Raw genomic sequence first — 18,339 nt, forward strand, 5'->3', positions numbered from 1 at the left:
ACATCTTATGGAATATCGCACACATCAATGTGGAAAGATTACTGAACAATTTATCGGTGAAAAAGTAACGATTACGGGTTGGGTACAAAAAAGACGTGACTTAGGCGGATTGATCTTCATCGATCTTCGTGACCGTTCAGGAGTTGTACAGATCGTCTTTTCACCTGAAGTATCAGCTGAAGCTCTAGAAACGGCTGAAAAAGTAAGAAGTGAGTATGTTCTTACTGTAACTGGAAACGTAATTGAACGTGATCCAAGTACTGTAAATCCTGTAATGGCTACGGGTAAGATTGAAATCTCAGGTGAAGACATTAAGATTTTAAACAGTGCGAAAACACCTCCTTTCTCTATCTCTGAAGATGCAGATATTACAGAAGACATTCGATTAAAATATCGTTACCTAGACTTGCGTCGTCCGGTTATGCAAGAAACGATGAAGATGAGACATGAGGTAACTCGCTATATCCGTAATTTCTTAGAAACAGAAGAATTTATGGAGATGGAAACACCGATGCTTACGAAGAGCACACCTGAAGGAGCACGTGATTATCTTGTGCCGAGTCGAGTACATCCAGGAGAATTTTATGCACTTCCGCAATCTCCGCAATTATTTAAGCAGCTTCTAATGGTCTCTGGGTTTGAAAAATACTATCAAATCGTTCGCTGTTTTAGAGACGAAGACTTGCGTGCAGACCGTCAGCCGGAATTCACACAAGTCGATATCGAAACCTCTTTTATGGGCCAGGAACCACTTTTATCTATGATGGAAGAGATGATGACTGGGCTATTGGAAAAAGTAAAAGGTGTTGAGATTCCAAAGCCATTCCCAAGAATGACTTACAAAGAAGCTATGGACCGCTATGGTTCAGATAAGCCCGATACTCGTTTTGGTCTAGAGCTCATTAACGTTTCTGAAATTGTGAAGGAATCAGGGTTTAAAGTATTTGCTGCAGCAGTTGAGAACGGTGGGCAAGTTAAAGCGATCAACGTTAAAGGAAAAGCAGCCAACTATTCCAGAAAAGACATCGATGGACTTACTGAATTCACAGCTCGTTACGGAGCAAAGGGTCTTGCTTGGATGAAAGTTGAGGCAGAAGGCTTAAAAGGGCCGATCTCCAAATTCTTTAATGAAGAAGATGCAGCAAACCTTTCAAGTGCCCTTCAAGCAGAAGAAGGAGATTTGCTTTTATTCGTGGCAGATAAGTCTTCAGTAGTAGCGGACAGCTTAGGTGCTCTAAGACAAAAATTAGGGAAAGACCTGGATCTGATCGATCAATCAAAATTCAATTTCTTATGGGTCGTGGACTTCCCGCTTGTGGAGTACGATGAAGATGCTGATCGCTTTGTTGCTCTTCACCATCCATTTACAATGCCTAAGACAGAAGATCTTCATTTAATGGATTCAAATCCTGCTGAAGTAAGAGCACAAGCATATGATTTAGTTCTTAACGGATATGAGTTAGGTGGCGGATCGCAGCGTATTTACCAGCGTGACGTGCAAGAAAAAATGTTTAAAACATTAGGGTTCACTGAGGAAGCAGCACGTGAAGAGTTTGGATTCCTTTTAGAAGCATTTGAGTATGGAACACCACCGCATGGCGGGATTGCTCTAGGGCTGGATCGTATGGTAATGCTATTAGCTGGCAGAACCAACTTAAGAGATACGATTGCTTTCCCGAAAACCGCTTCAGCTTCATGCTTGCTGACAAACGCACCATCACAGGTTAATGAAAAGCAATTAGATGAACTGCACTTGTCTGTAAAAGTAAAGCAAAAGACCAAGTGAGTGAATATTTAGAAAAATACGAATCGTTTATTACAGAGACACATTTTGTCTTGTATTTGATATCTTCGTATGATAGTATGAATTTAAGCGATGGGTCCTATGGTGACCGTTAACAACCCGAAAGTTTTGAGCCAACATTAAGTACTAGGGAGTTTGTGTTTTCTCACAGCGTCCATGCCCTGAGAGATAGGGGACGGACAAAATGCGAAACAGGACACCCACCTGCGAGAGCAGGTTCAAAACTAAGGGAAGACGGCATTTTTGGGGCTCATTTTTTTGTGCGGAAAAAAACCAAGTAAGCATATTGATTTTGTTTTCAAAAGTGGATATGCTGATAAAGATGCATTTTCTTTATTTATGTGCACGTTGAAAGGAGATTTCGTTAGTATGCTTTATCAATTTTCAAGAAATGAACTTGCGATCGGAAAAGATGGTATCAACGTTCTGAAAAATTCAACCGTTGCTGTGCTGGGTATCGGCGGAGTAGGGTCTTTTTCAGCTGAAGCTCTTGCTCGTTCAGGAGTTGGCCGTCTGATCCTTATCGATAAAGATGACGTGGATATTACAAATGTGAATCGTCAAATACATGCTCTGGTCACTACTGTTGGACAACCGAAAGTAGACCTTATGAAAGAAAGAATTGCTCTGATCAATCCGGAATGTGAAGTAATCGCACTTAAGATGTTCTATACGGAAGAAACATATGAGCAAATTTTTGAATATGGTTTAGATTTTGTAGTTGATGCATCTGATACGATCTCCTATAAAATACATCTCATGAAGGAATGCTTGAACCGCAACATTCCTATCATCTCAAGCATGGGTGTTGCGAACAAACTAGATCCGACCCGCCTTCAAATTGTTGATATTTCTAAGACAAGCTATGACCCAATCGCTAAGGTTATCCGTCAGCGTCTAAGAAAAGAAGGGATCACAAAAGGCATTCCGGTTGTTTTCTCAGATGAAAAACCAGTACAAATCCGTGAAGAAATCCGCAAAGAAATTGTTCCTGAGAACGCGCCTGGCATCCGTAAAGCTAAAATGCCGCCTTCTTCCAACGCGTTTGTTCCGTCCGTATCAGGACTGTATATGGCTGGCTATGTAATCAATAAAATTATTGAGAAAAACAATATAAAGATTGAAAGAATTCGATAAATATTAGGGGAAAAGGTTCTGGCTGGTTCTGGTCAGGACCTTTCTTATATTTTTTGGATGGTTAGATAAATTTAATTGCTCGAAGATAGATTATTTTTATCCGATTTTCGACGACATTCAGCAAACGCACATAAAAAAAGACTCACTTGGGCTTAGTTTCACCCTTATGAGTCATCTAACTTTATTTTGCTAGTTTCTCTAGATTTCCGTTCTTATCCATACGGAAGCTTACGTTTGGATTTGTTTCCTCATCTTGAAACAGCACCATTTTTCTTGCTCGATCCATTATTTGAATAAGAGCTTGATAATCTTCCTGAACCGTTTGATGCTCTTTTTCAAGAACGGCAAGCTGTTCTTTCATCACTTTATTTTGCTGCAGCAATTCGTTCATCTGTAGTCGCAATTCCATATTTTCCTGAACGAGTTTACCGCTGGCCATTCCGTTTCGTTTTAATCCATTTAGGAAATCTATCACTTCGTCAAGTGTAATTCCATCTACGTTACTAGCTTGTGGCTGACGGTTAGTGAATGAAACTGGCGATGCTGCTGTTGTTCTTGAAACATCAGAAACTGCCGGTGCTTCAACTGCAGCCTGCTGAACATAACTCGGTGGAGTTTGAGTAGCAGGTGTTGAAGCTGCATTGTTACTATCATACGTAAATGGTGTTTTAAAGAACTCTTCAGGATGATAGGTTTCATCATCATGCATCTGAGGTGTTTGGACCTGCTGAATTGGCTTAACAGGCTTTGCTGCAGGCTTAGGCTGCTGTTGCTGAGATCTTGCCAAAGCGCGCTGACGCTCTTTTCTTTGCTTTTTAGCAATCTTTAAAGCTTGTTCGTATTTTTTCTAACGATCGCATTCCATCGAAAGCCAACAGCTGCACTCGTTCGTTCTAATTTATCTCCAACCTCTTCAAAAGCATGCAACTGTGTACTGCCTTCACGGACATGGCGCAAAACCGTTTCGGCCAGCAATAGATCGTCTTCTTCTGACCATGCGTCCTGTCTGATTTTTGACACGGTAATCCTCTCCTTAGCTACAAAAATATTCATTTACTTTTTTCATGTTTACCAATGAGAGAGAATCCTATACACAGAGGTAGAGAAATTTTGCTAGTTTGATAAGTTAGAAAAGCTTATAAAGCTGTCAGAACAAGAAATCCGTTAAAAGTCTCATAGATTTACTGTCCTTTTTTCTTTCGTTCATTAAAGTAGTCGAGTCGTTTTTTTATATTTTTTTCAAACCCGCGTTCCGTCGGCTCATAAAAAGTCTTGCCTTGCAGATGACGAGGCAAATAATCTTGCGGTACATACCCATCTTCATAATGATGTGGATACTTATAGTCTTCACCGTGTTTTAATTCTTTTGCTCCTTTATAATGAGCGTCACGCAGGTGGATGGGAACAAGGCCTGTTTTTTCTTTCTTTACAGCGTCGAGTGCTTTATCTATTCCCGTAATCACTTTATTGCTTTTTGGAGCCGTTGCTAAATAAAGTGTTGCTTCCGCAAGAGGGATACGCGCTTCAGGCATCCCTGTAAAATCAGCTGCATAGCTTGCAGCGTGGGCAACTAACAATGCGTTGGGATCAGCTAATCCGATATCTTCAGCAGCATGTACAAGCAGACGGCGTGCAATAAATCGCGGATCTTCTCCGGCGTAAATCATTTTAGCAAGCCAGTAAAGAGCGGCATCTGGATCAGAACCGCGAATGCTTTTGATAAAAGCAGAGACTGTATCATAATGGTTGTCTCCTTTTTTGTCATATTGAAGCACTCTTTGCTGTATGGATTCTTCTGCAATCTCAAGTGTGATATTGATGTTGCCATCCTTATCTGGTTTCGTGGTCAACACAGCAAGTTCCACCGCATTAAGAGCTGTTCTTGCATCACCGTTCGCTATAGAAACAATATGATCTTGAGCATCTTTTTCCATGTTGACCGGATGCTTACCGTATCCTCTTTCTTTATCGGTAAGTGCTTGCTCGATAACTTTCGAGATATGCACGTCAGTTAGAGGTTCAAAGCGAAACAATCGTGATCTCGATAAGAGAGCCGGATTAATCTCGAACATCGGACTTTCTGTCGTGGCGCCTATTAAGATAACACTGCCGTCTTCTACATAAGGGAGAAGGGCGTCCTGCTGACTTTTGTTGAAGCGGTGGATTTCATCGATAAAGAGCACCGTCTTCTTTTCCTCTAACAAAAGCCTTTCTCTCGCAGCTCCCATAATTACTTTTAAGTCGGCCACTCCGGAAGTAACAGCATTTAACTGTTCAAACCATGCAGAAGTGGAGTTAGCGATGATTTTAGCTAAAGTGGTCTTTCCGGTTCCAGGAGGACCGAAAAAGATCATTGGGGTAAGCTGATCCGCTTCGATCGCACGTCTTAATAGCTTACCTTCTCCTGCAATATGTTCTTGGCCGATAAACTCCCCAATCTTCCTTGGACGCATGCGGTTAGCAAGAGGTCTTTTTAAAGAGTGAGAGCTTTCGTCTTTATAAGAAAACAAGTCCATTGATTTTTCATCCTTCCGTACACTTGTTCTAGTCGTCATATGACAATACTATACATCAGTACGTCATGCAAGGTGAAATGATTTCATGCTATAATAAGCTTTAGATTTATGAAAAGTGGTAGAATCAGACAACTTAATAGGGAAGGATTTTGCATCGTGAAAGACCAAAAACATTCAAGATGGAACAAATTTTTGTTTCAGTGGTCTGTATTTTTTGTAGGACTATTTATTATGGCCTTCGGGATTGCTCTTATGATCAAGGCAGACTTAGGAAGCGCTCCATGGGATGTCCTTCATATCGGTTTGTTTGCACAGTTCGGATTATCGATTGGAACATGGTCGATCATTATGGGCTTTTTTGTAATTTTAGCAACATCATTATTAACCAAAAAGATGCCTCAATCAGGTGCTTTTTTAAATATGGTGTCTGTTGGCTTGTTTATCGATTTTTATTTATGGCTGCCATTTTTCCATGATCCCTTAACTTGGGTTGGGAAATGGCTGTTCCTTATAATTGGAATTCTGATTTTAGGTTTTGGCATCGGACTGTATATTTCATCAGAGTGCGGAGCAGGACCAAGAGACAGCTTAATGCTCGCTCTTACAGAAAAATCAGGTATGAAAGTTTCAAACATTCGTCTTTTTATGGAAATAATCGTTCTATTCTTTGGGTGGATGTTAAAAGGACCGGTTTCATTCGGAACCATTCTTTTTTGTGTAACAATAGGTGCAATCGTAGGAAGAACCCTTCCGTATTGCCAGAAGTTAGTGAAGTTTGTATTAGAACGGAGTGAACAATATGAAAATATCAACAAAGGGTCGATACGGATTAACCATCATGATGGCATTAGCGAAGAGATCAGGTGAAGGTCCAATCGCTTTGAAATTAATCGCAAAAGAATATAGTCTATCTGAGCATTACTTAGAGCAGCTTATCGCACCGCTTAGGAATGCAGGGCTTGTTAAAAGTATAAGAGGTGCTTACGGAGGTTATATTTTAGCTAAAGAAGCTTCGACGATTACAGCCGGAGATATAATCCGTGTTCTAGAAGGGCCGATTTCTCCTGTAGAAGTGATGGACGATGAAGAACCGGCTAAACGCAACTTATGGATTAAGATTCGTGATGCGGTAAAAGACGTATTGGATTCTACAACTCTTGAAGATTTAGCTAATTATGAAGATGAGGGCGGACAGGACGCTTACATGTTTTATATATAGGAAGGAATGGAGTAATGAAAAACGTTTATTTAGATCACGCTGCAACATCTCCTGTACATCCTGAAGTGGTTGAAGAGATGATTCCGTATCTTACCGAACATTTTGGAAATCCTTCAAGTATTCATCAATTCGGCAGACGAGTTCGAAAAGTACTGGATGATGCGAGAGCGGCAATTGCGGAATCAATTGGTGCGTCCCGAAATGAAATCATTTTTACAAGCGGCGGTACGGAAAGTGATAACCTTGCAATATTAGGTGTCGCTTCTGCTTTGCAAGGTAAAGGAAAACATCTTATTACAACTCATATCGAACATCATGCGGTTCTTCATACTTTTCATGAACTTGAGAAGAGAGGCTTTGAAGTGACCTACTTATCGGTTGATGAAAACGGAAGAATCTCACTTGAGGAGCTGCAGCAAGAAATAAGAAATGATACGATTTTAGCTTCCATTATGTTTTGTAACAATGAAACAGGAACAGTTCAGGATATTGAAGCGATTGGCAACATATTAAAAGAAAATGAAATCATTTTTCATACAGACGCTGTTCAGGCATATGGACTTGTTTCAATTGAAGTTAATGAGTTGAACATTGACCTGTTCAGTGCTTCTGGCCATAAGATTAACAGCCCGAAAGGAACAGGTTTTCTTTATGTAAAAGAAGGCACTCCATTTATTCCACAAGGTTTCGGAGGAGAGCAAGAGCGAAAACGCCGTGCAGGAACCGAAAACGTAGCGGGAATCCGAGCACTTCATAAAGCGGCCGTTCTTGCTGAAAGTGAGCGCAAAGATCGTTACGCGGAATACCAAGAATATAGAGAAACTATGAAAAAGATCTGGGATCAAGAGGGCATTACTTATGTTGTAAACGGAAGTGAGGAATATACACTTCCTCATATACTAAACGTCAGTTTTTCTGGGGTTAAAACGGAAGTTCTTTTAGTTAATCTAGATCTAGCAGGAATTGCAGCGTCAAGCGGATCGGCTTGTACAGCAGGTTCGCATGAGCCTTCGCATGTATTGGCAGCGATGTTTGGAGAAGATGAGCGGACAAAGTCATCGGTTCGATTCAGCTTCGGATACGGTAATAATTTGGAAGATATTGAGTATGCGGCAATCGAGACAGCAAAAATCGTGAAACGTTTAACAAAATAAGTTACAATGTTTGTCATATGAAAGAAATGAGGTGGACAGTATGCAAATGGAATCAAACAAAAAGGCACCTCAAGATACACGAGTAGTCATTGGAATGAGCGGTGGTGTGGATTCTTCAGTTGCCGCACTTTTATTAAAAGAGCAAGGCTATGACGTTATCGGCATCTTTATGAAAAACTGGGATGATACCGATGAAAACGGCGTCTGCACAGCAACAGAAGATTACAACGATGTGATAGCGGTCTGTAACCAGATCGGCATTCCATATTACGCGGTGAATTTTGAAAAAGAATACTGGGATAAAGTGTTCACGTACTTTTTGGAAGAATATAAAGCAGGAAGAACACCTAATCCTGATGTAATGTGCAACAAGGAGATTAAATTCAAAGCTTTCCTTGAGCACGCCATGAATTTAGGTGCGGATTATGTAGCGACAGGCCATTACGCACGTGTGGCTGAAATAGATGGTGAAGTTAAAATGCTTCGCGGTGTTGATGAAAATAAGGACCAAACGTATTTCCTTAACCAGCTTTCCCAAGAACAATTACGGCGCGTATTGTTTCCGATCGGTGAGTTGAAGAAACCTGAGATCCGCAAGATTGCGGAGGCAGCAGGACTTGCTACCGCAAAGAAAAAGATTCTACAGGCATTTGCTTTATTGGAGAAAGAGACTTCAAAGAATTCTTAAGTCAGTATCTGCCTGCAAAGCCTGGTGAGATGCAAACGTTCGAAGGCGAAGTTAAGGGCAAGCACGATGGATTGATGTACCATACGATCGGTCAGCGTCACGGCCTCGGTATTGGTGGAAGCGGAGATCCATGGTTTGTTGTCGGTAAGAATTTAAAAGACAACGTATTATATGTGGAGCAAGGTTTTCATAATGAAAAGCTTTATTCTGATAGTTTAAAAGCGGTTAAAATGAGCTTTGTTTCTGACAAGCCTTTGTCTGCTACTTTTAAGTGTACGGCAAAGTTCAGATATCGCCAGCCTGACATGGGCGTTACCGTACATGTAATGGAAGACGAAACCCTTCATGTCGTTTTTGATGAACCACAACGCGCGATTACTCCTGGACAAGCTGTCGTGTTTTACGATGGAGATGTTTGTCTAGGCGGCGCAACGATCGATACTGTATACAAAAACGATGAACCGATTACGTATCTATAAGAATGATAAAAAACTGGCTAAATGCAGATTGCAAACTGTAAACAGCCAGTTTTTTTGCGTTTTTGAGGATTTAAGGGGTTTTAGACTTTATAGATATAAGCCAAGGTATAGTGGTGCTCATGCAGCGGCATGTCTATGCTCGCTGCATGAGCGATTCCAGAGATTTATGAGCGATTCCAGAGATTTATGAGCGATTCCAGAGATTTATGAGCGATTCCAGAGATTTATGAGCGATTCCAGAGATTTATGAGCGATTCCAGAGATTTATGAGCGATTCCAGAGATTTATGAGCGATTCCAGAGATTTATGAGCGATTCCAGAGATTTATGAGCGATTCCAGAGATTTATGAGCGATTCCAGAGATTTATGAGCGATTCCACCCATCACGCCAAAGCATTCAGAAAAACTATGCGTCAGCCAGCACGATTTGTTATACTTTTGAAGGAAATCAAAAGTGGGGGAATACAGATGGAACCTTCAAAAGGTCTTGAATATCTAAAAAAGGGAAGTTTGAGGAAGCGGCAAAAAGTCTGGAATCTATGATTGAGGCGGATCCTCAAAATCCCGTTCATTATATTAACTTTGGAAATTTACTTTCTGCTGTTCATGAACATGAAAAAGCGATTCAATTTTTTGATAAAGCCCTATCGCTTGACGAGAATGCAATAGCGGCACTATATGGTGCTGGCATCGCTTGCTACCATTTAGAGGAATTCGCCAAAGCGGCAAAACTTTTTCAAGAGGCCATTAAAGGTGGTTTGCAAGATAGCGACACTCACTTCATGACAGGTATGTCATTCGTTTCGCTCTGTGAGAATAGGCTAGCGTTTCCATACTTGATGAGAGCAACTGAACTTAACGCTGAGGATCAAGAGGCACTGTTTCAGTTTGGTCTGTGTCTAGCGAGAACTGGAGATATACAATCAGCTTTAAACACATTTGAAAAAGTTGTACAAAACGATGAAAACCATGCGGATGCATGGTACAACTTAGGTGTGACACTTAGTTATTTTGACCGAAACGATGAAGCGCTTGAAGCATTCGAAAAAGCGCTAGACATTCAACCTGACCATTATTTAGCAGGGAACGGGAAAAGAAATATCGAAAGTAAGAATACAAACCATTAAAGGGGTGCTTTATGGCACAGCAGCCTTCCTTTCATTTAGACGATGAAACGCCAGAAACGTCCCGATTTATAAAAGGTACGTTGATTGCTACTGTCTATCATCAGTCGGAAAGCCTCTACACCGTTGCGCGAATAAGGGTGAAAGAGACAAGTGAAAATTACAATGAAAAAGAAGTCATGGTTACGGGATTCTTCCGCCATTACGAGAAGATGAACTGTACTTATTTTATGGCAAATTTAAAGATCATCCCAAATACGGCAAGCAATATGAAGTCGAATTCTTTCAAAAAGAGATGCCACAATCAAAAGAGGCAATGATTCAATATCTCTCCAGTGACCTGTTTAAAGGAATAGGAAAGAAGACGGCAGAACATATCGTTGAAGTAATGGGGAATGATGCGATAACCAAACTGTTGGAATCCCTGAATACATACGCCAGATTCCGAAGTTAACAGAAGATCAGGCTAAAAGCTTGCACGAATCTCTTTTACAGAACAGAGGATTAGACCAAGTGATGATGGCGGTTCAGCCCTATGGAATTGGACCACAGCTTGCGATGAAGATCTTTCAAACGTATCAGGATGAAGCTGTTACGGTTATTAAAAACGAACCTTATCGACTTATTGAAGATGTTGCCGGAATTGGATTTCATCGTGCAGATGAGATCGCAAAAGGAAATGGCATGCAAGTGAATCATCCAAACCGAATACAAGCAGCTTGTCAATTCGTACTGCGTGATCAGGGAACAGATCTCGGGCACTCTTATCTGCCGATGGAAGATCTGCTAGAAGGTGTGAGAAAGCTTTTAGCAGATGGAAAGAACACGGTCGATGAGATGAGTATTTTTAGAGAGATTCAAGACATGGAGGCGGAACAGCGTTTAATTATTAAAGAGAACGTTGTGTATTTGCCCTCTCTATATTTTGCAGAACGTGGATTTGCGCAAAAGATGAATCAATTATTACAAAGTCAGCAAAACGATTATCACATTGATGTTGAAAAATTGGAAAGTGAACTATCAGCGCTTGAAAAAAGACTTAACATGAAATATGCGAACAGTCAAAAAGAGGCGATAAAAAAGCTTTAACATCGTCACTAATGGTATTGACTGGGGGACCAGGAACAGGAAAAACCACTGTAATAAAAGGGATTGTTGAACTTTATAGCGAGATTCATGGTGTGAGTCTGAACCCAGATGATTACAGAGGAAAAAAGAACCATTTCCTGTACTACTTGTTGCACCAACTGGTCGTGCTGCGAAAAGAATGACTGAATCGACAGGGATACCGGCACACACGATCCATCGTTTGTTAGGATGGAAAGGTGGGGGAACTTTTGAAAAGAACGAAGATGAGCCCATTGAGGGGAAGCTGTTAATTGTTGATGAAATGTCAATGGTTGATATTTGGCTCGCGCACTCTCTATCGAAAGCACTGCCGAAGCATATTCAGATTATTTTTGTAGGTGATGAAGATCAGCTACCATCTGTTGGACCAGGCCAAGTGCTAAAAGACTTGCTTCAATCCGAACATATTCCACAGACACGATTAGTGGATATTTACAGGCAAGCAGAGGGGTCATCCATCATACGATTAGCTCATGAAATGAAAAACGGCAACGTACCCGATGATCTACTTAATCCTCAAAGCGACAGACGTTTTTTTCATGTTCAGGCGAACAAGTTTTTCAAGCGATTCTTCAAGTTTGTGAAAATGCAATAAAAAAAGGATACACTTCTAGGGATATTCAAGTACTAGCTCCTATGTATAAAGGTTCAGTGGGAATCGACCGATTGAATGTTGAGCTTCAGCGTCTTTTAATCCTGAGAAACAAAAACAGCGTCAACTGCAAGTTGCCAATGTTTTTTACCGAAAAGGAGATAAAGTACTTCAGCTCGTCAATCAACCAGAGGATCAAGTGTTCAATGGTGATATTGGTGAGATTGTTGCTGTAATTTATGCCAGGGAGAATACGGATAAAGAAGACCAAATCGTAATCAGCTTTGACGAAATCGAAGTAACGTATAAAAGAAGTGAATTTCATCATTTCACACATGCTTTTTGCTGTTCGATACATAAGTCACAAGGCAGTGAATATCCAATCGTAATTCTTCCAGTTTTAAAAAGCTATTATAGGATGTTAAAACGGAACTTGCTTTATACAGCAATAACGAGAAGTAAAGAATATTTAATTCTATGTGGTGAACAAGAAGCTTTTACTTGGGCAGTTCAGCGCTCAGACGAATTGGAACGATTCTCGGGATTGAAACTTCGTCTTCAAGAAACGCAGCTGGAAAAAGATTTAACGAATGAGACCCTTCTAAACGAAACAAACTAGAAATGTTCGGGAGATGTAAGATGTCATCTCGTCGGACATTTCTTTTTTATTTCTAGAAGTCAAGATTCTTCAAAACCAATAATTGCGTATATTTTTTCTGGTTTCAGGACACCCTTGTAAAAGTAAAATTTAAAGGAGCGAGAGCAAGTGGAATGTCCGAACTGCAGTAGAAAAGATATTGGGAAAATCGGTGTGAACCAGTATTATTGCTGGAACTGTTTTATTGAGCTTTCCATTGTTAAAGGAAGACTGTCCCTTCATCAAGTGGAAGAAGACGGCTCTCTAACTTCACTCGATGATTTATTTGAAGATCAAGATCTGACTTATAGAGAAAGCACGTCATAAGTACAAAACTCTAATGTCGAGGTGATACAGCATGAGCAGGACGATGAGTTCTCTTTTCGCACTTGGTATTGGAGCGGCAACATATGCGATGAGAAACAAAAAGGATGTCAAGAATGTCCAAAATGAATTACAATTTTTCGGATATCTCTGATCTTTGGACTTCAAGACGGGTAAAAAGAATCCGAAAAAAGTCGCAAAAGCCATTTATTAAAAGTACGCAAGCCCCGTCTCAAAAAAGGACGGGGTTTTTTAAAGAAAAGGTGAAAATATGACAAGAGACAATCGAATGAAGTGGGTTTACAGGCTGACACTCTCTTTATTATTGTTTTTATGTTTGTTTCTTTTGATGAAACTTTACCCTCTATACGAACCATTATGGAGCGCCATTAAAGGGGTATTCCTGCCTTTTTTTCTTGCTGCTCTTATTACATATCTGCTGCATCCAGTCGTTGAATACGTGCATGAAAAAGGGCTGCCGCGATTTGTTGCGATTTTAAGTATCTACCTCCTGTTCTTTGGCGGATTAGGGTATGCTGCTGTCAAAGGGTTTCCTTACTTTGTTGTGCAGATGAAACAACTGTTAGTAAATGTGCCCGCCCTTGCCGAAGATTACAAAGATCTTTTATACAAAGTCGATAAAGGAACTTCAGCACTTCCGTATTCGGTTCATTCAAAAATTGAAAATTACATCGTGAAAATGGAAACCAATGCACAGAATATCTTAACTAATGCCATTTTTTCATTACGAAAGATCGTGGATTATTTCTTTGTAATCATTGTTGTTCCGTTTTTAGTATTCTATTTTCTGAATGATTTTGAGAAACTAAAAAAGCACTTTGGTTTGTAACGCCAAGAAGATACCGAAACGAAGGTAAGCACCTGATAAAAGATATCGATCAATCTCTTGGAGGTTATATAAGAGGGCAGTTATTTGTAGGAGCGATTTTAGGGGCTGCAGCGATGATCGCTCTATGGCTCGTAGGTATGCCGTACCCCATCCTGTTAGGGCTTGTTATCGCGATAACCGATGTCATTCCGTATTTTGGTCCGATCTTAGGGGCGATTCCAGTGATACTAATCGCTTTAACGATCTCTTGGAAGATGGTCTGGATTACGGTTGGTATTATGCTCGTATTACAGTTCATTGAAGGCAACATTTTAGGACCTTTTATCGTAGGACGAAATCTTCATATCCATCCCGTATTTATTATCTTTTCTCTATTGCTTGGAGGAGAGCTAGCTGGAGTGCCTGGTATGATTCTAGCCGTACCCATTTTTAGTGTGATTAAAGTGATTGTCATTCACATTAGGGAACATCGGCTGAAGACAGATTGACAAGTAAGAATAAATAAACGTATACTAACGCTAGAAGATAAAAAATCGCTGAAAGAGATAAGTACGTTTCAGACCTTCCAAAAGAGAGAAACATCCATCGGCTGAAAGATGTTTTAGGAAGAAGGAAACCGAAAGCTACTCTGGAGTGCAGAAGGAAAATCTGCCGTTATGCCGCGTTAAGGCTTAATCAAGGTGATATGCTTTCAATTGCATATAACCAGGGTGGTACCGCGTGAATTCAAAACTCTCGTCCCTGTTTTATACAGGGATTGGAGTTTTTTTGTTTTTATCTAACTCTTTTCGTAAACTCTGTTGCTATTAAAAGTAGTTGATTTTCCGCTCCAAAGCAACGTTTTTTAGAAAAGTACCTATCTGAAAAAGTAAAAGGAGAATGAAAACGATGAAATATTTGACTTCAGCTCAAGTTAGACAAATGTTCCTTGATTTTTCCAAGAAAAAGGCCATGGTGTAGAACCTAGTGCTTCCTTAGTTCCGCATGAAGATCCTACTCTTTTATGGATCAATAGTGGTGTTGCAACACTGAAAAAATATTTTGACGGCCGAGTGATTCCTGAGAACCCTCGTATCACAAATGCACAAAAATCGATTCGTACGAACGATATCGAGAATGTTGGTATTACAACTAGACACCACACGTTCTTCGAGATGCTAGGAAACTTTTCGATCGGTGATTACTTTAAAGTGGAAGCGATTCTTTGGGCATGGGAATTCTTAACGAGTGAAAAATGGATCGGCTTTGATCCTTCAAAACTTTCTGTGACGATCCACCCAGAAGACGATGAGGCATTTGAAATTTGGACAAAACAAGTAGGGTTACCTGAAGAGCGTATCATTCGTTTGGAAGGAAACTTCTGGGATATCGGCGAGGGACCGAGCGGGCCTAATACAGAGATTTTCTATGACCGCGGTGAAGCTTTCGGCAGCGATCTATCTGACCCTGAACTATATCCAGGTGGAGAGAACGATAGATATCTTGAAGTATGGAACCTTGTGTTCTCTCAGTTCAACCATAATCCGGATGGCACATATACACCACTTCCTAAGAAGAACATCGATACAGGTATGGGGCTTGAGAGAATGGTTTGTGTAATCCAAGACACGAAGACGAACTTTGAAACAGATCTATTCATGCCGATCATCAAAGCAACAGAAAAGCTTTCTGACACGTCTTATGGCTTAAGTACAGAGACAGACACTGCGTTTAAAGTAATCGCTGACCATGTTCGTACGGTAAGTTTTGCGATTGGTGACAGTGCTCTACCATCAAATGAAGGAAGAGGATATATTCTTCGACGTTTGATCAGAAGAGCGATTCGTTTTGCGAAAAAGATCAACATCAACAAGCCTTTCATGTATGAACTAGTACCAACTGTTGCAGACATCATGGTAGACTTCTACCCAGAAGTAAAAGAAAAAGTTCCGTTCATTCAAAAAGTCATTAAGACGGAAGAAGAACGTTTCCATGAAACAATCAACGAAGGTCTTGCAATCTTAGAAGATGTGATGGCAAAAGAAAAAGAAGAGGGAAGAACTGTTATCTCTGGAAAAGACGCATTCAAGCTTTACGATACGTTTGGTTTCCCATTCGAGCTTACCCAAGAATATGCGGCTGAAAATGGAATGGATGTCGATCTAGAGGGCTTTGAAAATGAGATGAAGGCACAGCGTGAACGTGCTCGTGCTGCAAGACAAGAAGTGGACAGCATGCAAGTACAAGGTGGAGTGCTTTCTGACATTACAGTAAAAAGTGAATTCTCAGGTTATGACCACCTATCAGGAGAAGCTAAAATACTTGAAGTTCTTCAAAACGGTGAGCGCGTTGCAATGGTAGCCGCAGGTGAAGAAGCTCAAGTTATCTTGAATGTTACACCTTTTTATGCAGAAAGCGGTGGTCAGATTGCTGACCAAGGTACTATTACAGGTAAAGAGCTGGCACTAAAAGTGAAAGATGTTCAAAAAGCGCCAAACGGACAAAACCTTCACACAGTTGTTGTTGAAAAAGGTGTTCTCGAAAACAATATCGAAGTTTCAGTCGAGGTTGACCCTGAAATTCGTGCAAAAGTAGTGAAGAACCATACTGCTACTCACCTTCTTCATCAAGCATTAAAAGATGTTCTTGGAACGCACGTAAATCAGGCAGGGTCTCTTGTACAAGAAGGTCGTTTGCGTTTTGACTTCACACACTTTGGAAGCATTTCTTCAGAAGAGCTTGAGAAGATCGAGGAGATCGTTAACGAAAAAGTATGGGGCAACATTCCTGTCGAAAAGATGGTTAAGAATATTAACGAAGCAAAAGCAATGGGAGCAATGGCTCTGTTCGGTGAGAAGTACGGTGAAACGGTACGCGTTGTAAAAGTAGGAGATTATAGTCTTGAACTTTGCGGTGGGTGTCATGTAAATAACACTTCAGAGATCGGATTGTTTAAGATCGTTTCAGAATCAGGAATTGGAGCTGGAACTCGCCGTATCGAAGCTGTAACAGGAGAAAATGCATATCGCCTGATGAACGGTCAAGTTCAACTTTTGAAAGACACAGCTTCAAAATTAAAGACGAACCTAAAAGATGTTCCTCAGCGTATTGATGCACTTAACGAACAGATACGTGAACTGCAAAAAGAAAAAGAATCCCTTGCTGCGAAAATCGGGAACATGGAAGCAGGAAGTCTTGTTGATGAAGTTCAGACGATCAATGGTGTTTCTGTTATTGCAAAGAAAGTGAACGGTATGGATATGAACGGCCTTCGCACGATTGTTGATGACTTAAAAAACAAACTTCAAAGCGGAGTTGTTATTTTAGGAGCAGAAAATGCAGGGAAAGTGAACATTGTAGCTGGAGTGACAAAAGATTTAGTATCAAAAGGATACCATGCGGGTAATCTTGTAAAAGAAGTTGCAGTTCGCTGTGGCGGAGGCGGCGGTGGCCGTCCTGATATGGCTCAAGCTGGGGAAAAGATCCTGAAAAGCTGCAAGAAGGAATAGATTCTGCAGTTGAAATGATTAAAACGGTTTCCTAAGCTTTCCTCTTTCATGTACAATAGAGATAGAAACTAATTTGTCCCATAAGGGAGATCTTCAGAAAGAGGTGTTCGCTAGTGAGTTCCATGGACAAAACGATGAAGTTTAACTTCAACGAAGATGATGCTTATAAAACGAATGTTGAAACTGTCCTGTTTTCTGTTTATGACGCCCTGCAGGATAAAGGATACAACCCGATTAATCAAATCGTAGGTTATTTGCTCTCAGGCGATCCGGCTTATATTCCTCGTCATAATGATGCGAGAAGTATGATCAGAAAACTGGAGCGAGACGAGCTTATTGAAGAGCTTGTTAAATCGTATCTCTCAACTCAAAAAGAAGGAAGCCGTTAATGACAAAAACACTTGGATTGGATGTCGGAACGAAGACGATAGGTGTTGCTGTTTCAGATGCTCTGGGATGGACAGCACAAGGAGTCGAAACGATCCGGCGCCGTCCTAATCAACCTGAACAAGATTATGAACGAATTCAAGAGCTGATTAAACTTCATGATATCAGCAAAATCGTGGTCGGCCTTCCTAAAAATATGAATGGTACGATCGGTCCCAGCGGTGAGGCTTGTCAAAACTTTGCCAAAGATATTGAAAATCTTACAGGTCTTTCGGTTATCCTATGGGATGAAAGACTAACAACTATGGCTGCTGAAAGAACTTTGATTTCAGCTGACGTAAGCAGAAAAAAACGAAAACTAGTGATCGATAAGCTGGCTGCTTCGATCATTCTGCAAGGTTATTTGGACAGCCAACAATAAGAAAAGTAGAGGTGAGCCAATCATGGCTAAAGAAGAACGCGAACGCATTATTATTCCTGACGAAAACGGTGACGAAAATCTATTTGAAGTTTTATTCAAATTTGATGTTGATCAAACAGGTAAATCATATATGGTAACAATTCCTGTAGCTGATTCAGAAGATGATGATACAGACGAAGTAGAAGTTTTTCCTTTCCGTTATGAAGAAAAGGGCGAAGAAGAAGATGATCTAGCATTGTTCCCTCTAGAAACTGACGAAGAATGGGACATGATCGAAGAAATGTTAAATACATTTCAAGATGACGAGTTCGAAACTGAAAATTAATGGTTAGAAAATAGGAAGATGGTTATGATACCATCTTCTTTTTTTATTCCATTTTACGGCTATTCT

At 40.5% G+C, this 18,339-nt stretch carries 12 protein-coding genes, 1 other RNA gene, 5 pseudogenes and 1 other annotated feature; of the genes and pseudogenes, 16 read left to right on the forward strand and 2 right to left on the reverse strand.

The genetic code is table 11. The features are described from left to right. Window positions 1-7: 7 nt before the first annotated feature. The 3 genes from aspS (at window position 8) to ACEWFH_RS08555 (ending at window position 2,941) form a co-directional block, all read left to right on the forward strand. Entirely contained in the window at window positions 8-1,786 is a 1,779-nt protein-coding gene (aspS, locus tag ACEWFH_RS08545) for an aspartate--tRNA ligase (RefSeq protein WP_473726858.1), read from the forward strand. A 91-nt stretch (window positions 1,787-1,877) separates the two neighbouring features. After that, window positions 1,878-2,058, forward strand: a non-coding RNA gene (gene ssrS, locus ACEWFH_RS08550) — 6S RNA. Between the two features lie 115 nt (window positions 2,059-2,173). After that, complete coding sequence (locus tag ACEWFH_RS08555) at window positions 2,174-2,941, forward strand: tRNA threonylcarbamoyladenosine dehydratase (protein WP_473726859.1); 768 nt, start codon at window positions 2,174-2,176, stop codon at window positions 2,939-2,941. Between the two features lie 181 nt (window positions 2,942-3,122). On the opposite strand, the pseudogene ACEWFH_RS08560 reads toward ACEWFH_RS08555, so the two are convergent. Then, window positions 3,123-3,994 (reverse strand): annotated as a pseudogene (locus ACEWFH_RS08560) (RsfA family transcriptional regulator). A 128-nt stretch (window positions 3,995-4,122) separates the two neighbouring features. Continuing rightward, the gene (locus ACEWFH_RS08565) at window positions 4,123-5,457 is read right to left on the reverse strand and encodes an AAA family ATPase (RefSeq protein ID WP_473726860.1); all 1,335 of its coding nucleotides are present in this window, start codon (window positions 5,455-5,457) and stop codon (window positions 4,123-4,125) included. Between the two features lie 156 nt (window positions 5,458-5,613). On the opposite strand from ACEWFH_RS08565, the gene ACEWFH_RS08570 reads away from it, so the two are divergent. From ACEWFH_RS08570 to ACEWFH_RS08630, 13 genes and pseudogenes are all read left to right on the forward strand, one after another. Next, complete coding sequence (locus ACEWFH_RS08570; RefSeq protein ID WP_473726861.1) at window positions 5,614-6,324, forward strand: YczE/YyaS/YitT family protein; 711 nt, start codon at window positions 5,614-5,616, stop codon at window positions 6,322-6,324. Beyond that, window positions 6,257-6,676: a cysteine metabolism transcriptional regulator CymR gene (gene cymR / locus ACEWFH_RS08575; protein WP_066239593.1), complete on the forward strand. Its 420-nt coding sequence runs from the start codon at window positions 6,257-6,259 to the stop codon at window positions 6,674-6,676. The genes ACEWFH_RS08570 and cymR overlap by 68 nt, the downstream gene beginning before the upstream one ends. 14 nt (window positions 6,677-6,690) lie before the next feature. Next, window positions 6,691-7,830 carry a cysteine desulfurase family protein gene (locus ACEWFH_RS08580; RefSeq protein WP_473726862.1) on the forward strand — a complete coding sequence of 380 codons (1,140 nt, stop codon included), beginning with the start codon at window positions 6,691-6,693 and terminating at the stop codon, window positions 7,828-7,830. Window positions 7,831-7,876: 46 nt separating this feature from the next. Continuing rightward, window positions 7,877-8,997: pseudogene (gene mnmA, locus ACEWFH_RS08585) on the forward strand (tRNA 2-thiouridine(34) synthase MnmA). A gap of 539 nt (window positions 8,998-9,536) precedes the next feature. Next, window positions 9,537-10,124 (forward strand): tetratricopeptide repeat protein, encoded by a 588-nt coding sequence (locus ACEWFH_RS08590; protein WP_473726863.1) that lies wholly within the window; start codon window positions 9,537-9,539, stop codon window positions 10,122-10,124. Window positions 10,125-10,135: 11 nt separating this feature from the next. Beyond that, window positions 10,136-12,460, forward strand: a pseudogene (recD2, locus tag ACEWFH_RS08595) (SF1B family DNA helicase RecD2). 147 nt (window positions 12,461-12,607) lie between these two features. Beyond that, entirely contained in the window at window positions 12,608-12,805 is a 198-nt protein-coding gene (locus ACEWFH_RS08600; RefSeq protein WP_066240196.1) for a hypothetical protein, read from the forward strand. Window positions 12,806-12,848: 43 nt separating this feature from the next. Continuing rightward, on the forward strand, window positions 12,849-12,956 hold the full coding sequence (locus ACEWFH_RS08605) for a DUF3918 family protein (RefSeq protein WP_473727250.1): 108 nt from the start codon (window positions 12,849-12,851) through the stop codon (window positions 12,954-12,956). 195 nt (window positions 12,957-13,151) lie between these two features. Next, a pseudogene (locus tag ACEWFH_RS08610) lies at window positions 13,152-14,140 on the forward strand (AI-2E family transporter). Between the two features lie 39 nt (window positions 14,141-14,179). Beyond that, window positions 14,180-14,398: a binding site (T-box leader), on the forward strand. A gap of 142 nt (window positions 14,399-14,540) precedes the next feature. After that, a pseudogene (gene alaS / locus ACEWFH_RS08615) lies at window positions 14,541-17,175 on the forward strand (alanine--tRNA ligase). Between the two features lie 78 nt (window positions 17,176-17,253). Next, window positions 17,254-17,529: an IreB family regulatory phosphoprotein gene (locus ACEWFH_RS08620; protein ID WP_066240205.1), complete on the forward strand. Its 276-nt coding sequence runs from the start codon at window positions 17,254-17,256 to the stop codon at window positions 17,527-17,529. Further along, window positions 17,529-17,948, forward strand: coding sequence for a Holliday junction resolvase RuvX (ruvX, locus tag ACEWFH_RS08625; RefSeq protein WP_473726864.1), 420 nt, complete (start codon window positions 17,529-17,531; stop codon window positions 17,946-17,948). Before ACEWFH_RS08620 ends, ruvX begins: the two co-directional genes overlap by 1 nt. A 22-nt stretch (window positions 17,949-17,970) precedes the next feature. Next, entirely contained in the window at window positions 17,971-18,273 is a 303-nt protein-coding gene (locus ACEWFH_RS08630; protein ID WP_473726865.1) for a DUF1292 domain-containing protein, read from the forward strand. The last annotated feature ends 66 nt before the right edge of the window (window positions 18,274-18,339 follow it).

It is taken from the genome of Fictibacillus sp. EA-CB0309 (genome assembly GCF_055814265.1).

Excerpts from the sequence above, each read along its gene's own strand:
- aspS (WP_473726858.1), top strand. The coding sequence starts at position 8 with ATGGAATATCGCACACATCAATGTGGAAAGATTACTGAACAATTTATC.
- ACEWFH_RS08555 (WP_473726859.1), top strand. The coding sequence starts at position 2,174 with ATGCTTTATCAATTTTCAAGAAATGAACTTGCGATCGGAAAAGATGGT.
- ACEWFH_RS08565 (WP_473726860.1), bottom strand. The coding sequence starts at position 5,457 with ATGGACTTGTTTTCTTATAAAGACGAAAGCTCTCACTCTTTAAAAAGA.
- cymR (WP_066239593.1), top strand. The coding sequence starts at position 6,257 with ATGAAAATATCAACAAAGGGTCGATACGGATTAACCATCATGATGGCA.
- ACEWFH_RS08580 (WP_473726862.1), top strand. The coding sequence starts at position 6,691 with ATGAAAAACGTTTATTTAGATCACGCTGCAACATCTCCTGTACATCCT.
- ACEWFH_RS08590 (WP_473726863.1), top strand. The coding sequence starts at position 9,537 with ATGATTGAGGCGGATCCTCAAAATCCCGTTCATTATATTAACTTTGGA.
- ACEWFH_RS08605 (WP_473727250.1), top strand. The coding sequence starts at position 12,849 with ATGAGTTCTCTTTTCGCACTTGGTATTGGAGCGGCAACATATGCGATG.
- ruvX (WP_473726864.1), top strand. The coding sequence starts at position 17,529 with ATGACAAAAACACTTGGATTGGATGTCGGAACGAAGACGATAGGTGTT.
- ACEWFH_RS08630 (WP_473726865.1), top strand. The coding sequence starts at position 17,971 with ATGGCTAAAGAAGAACGCGAACGCATTATTATTCCTGACGAAAACGGT.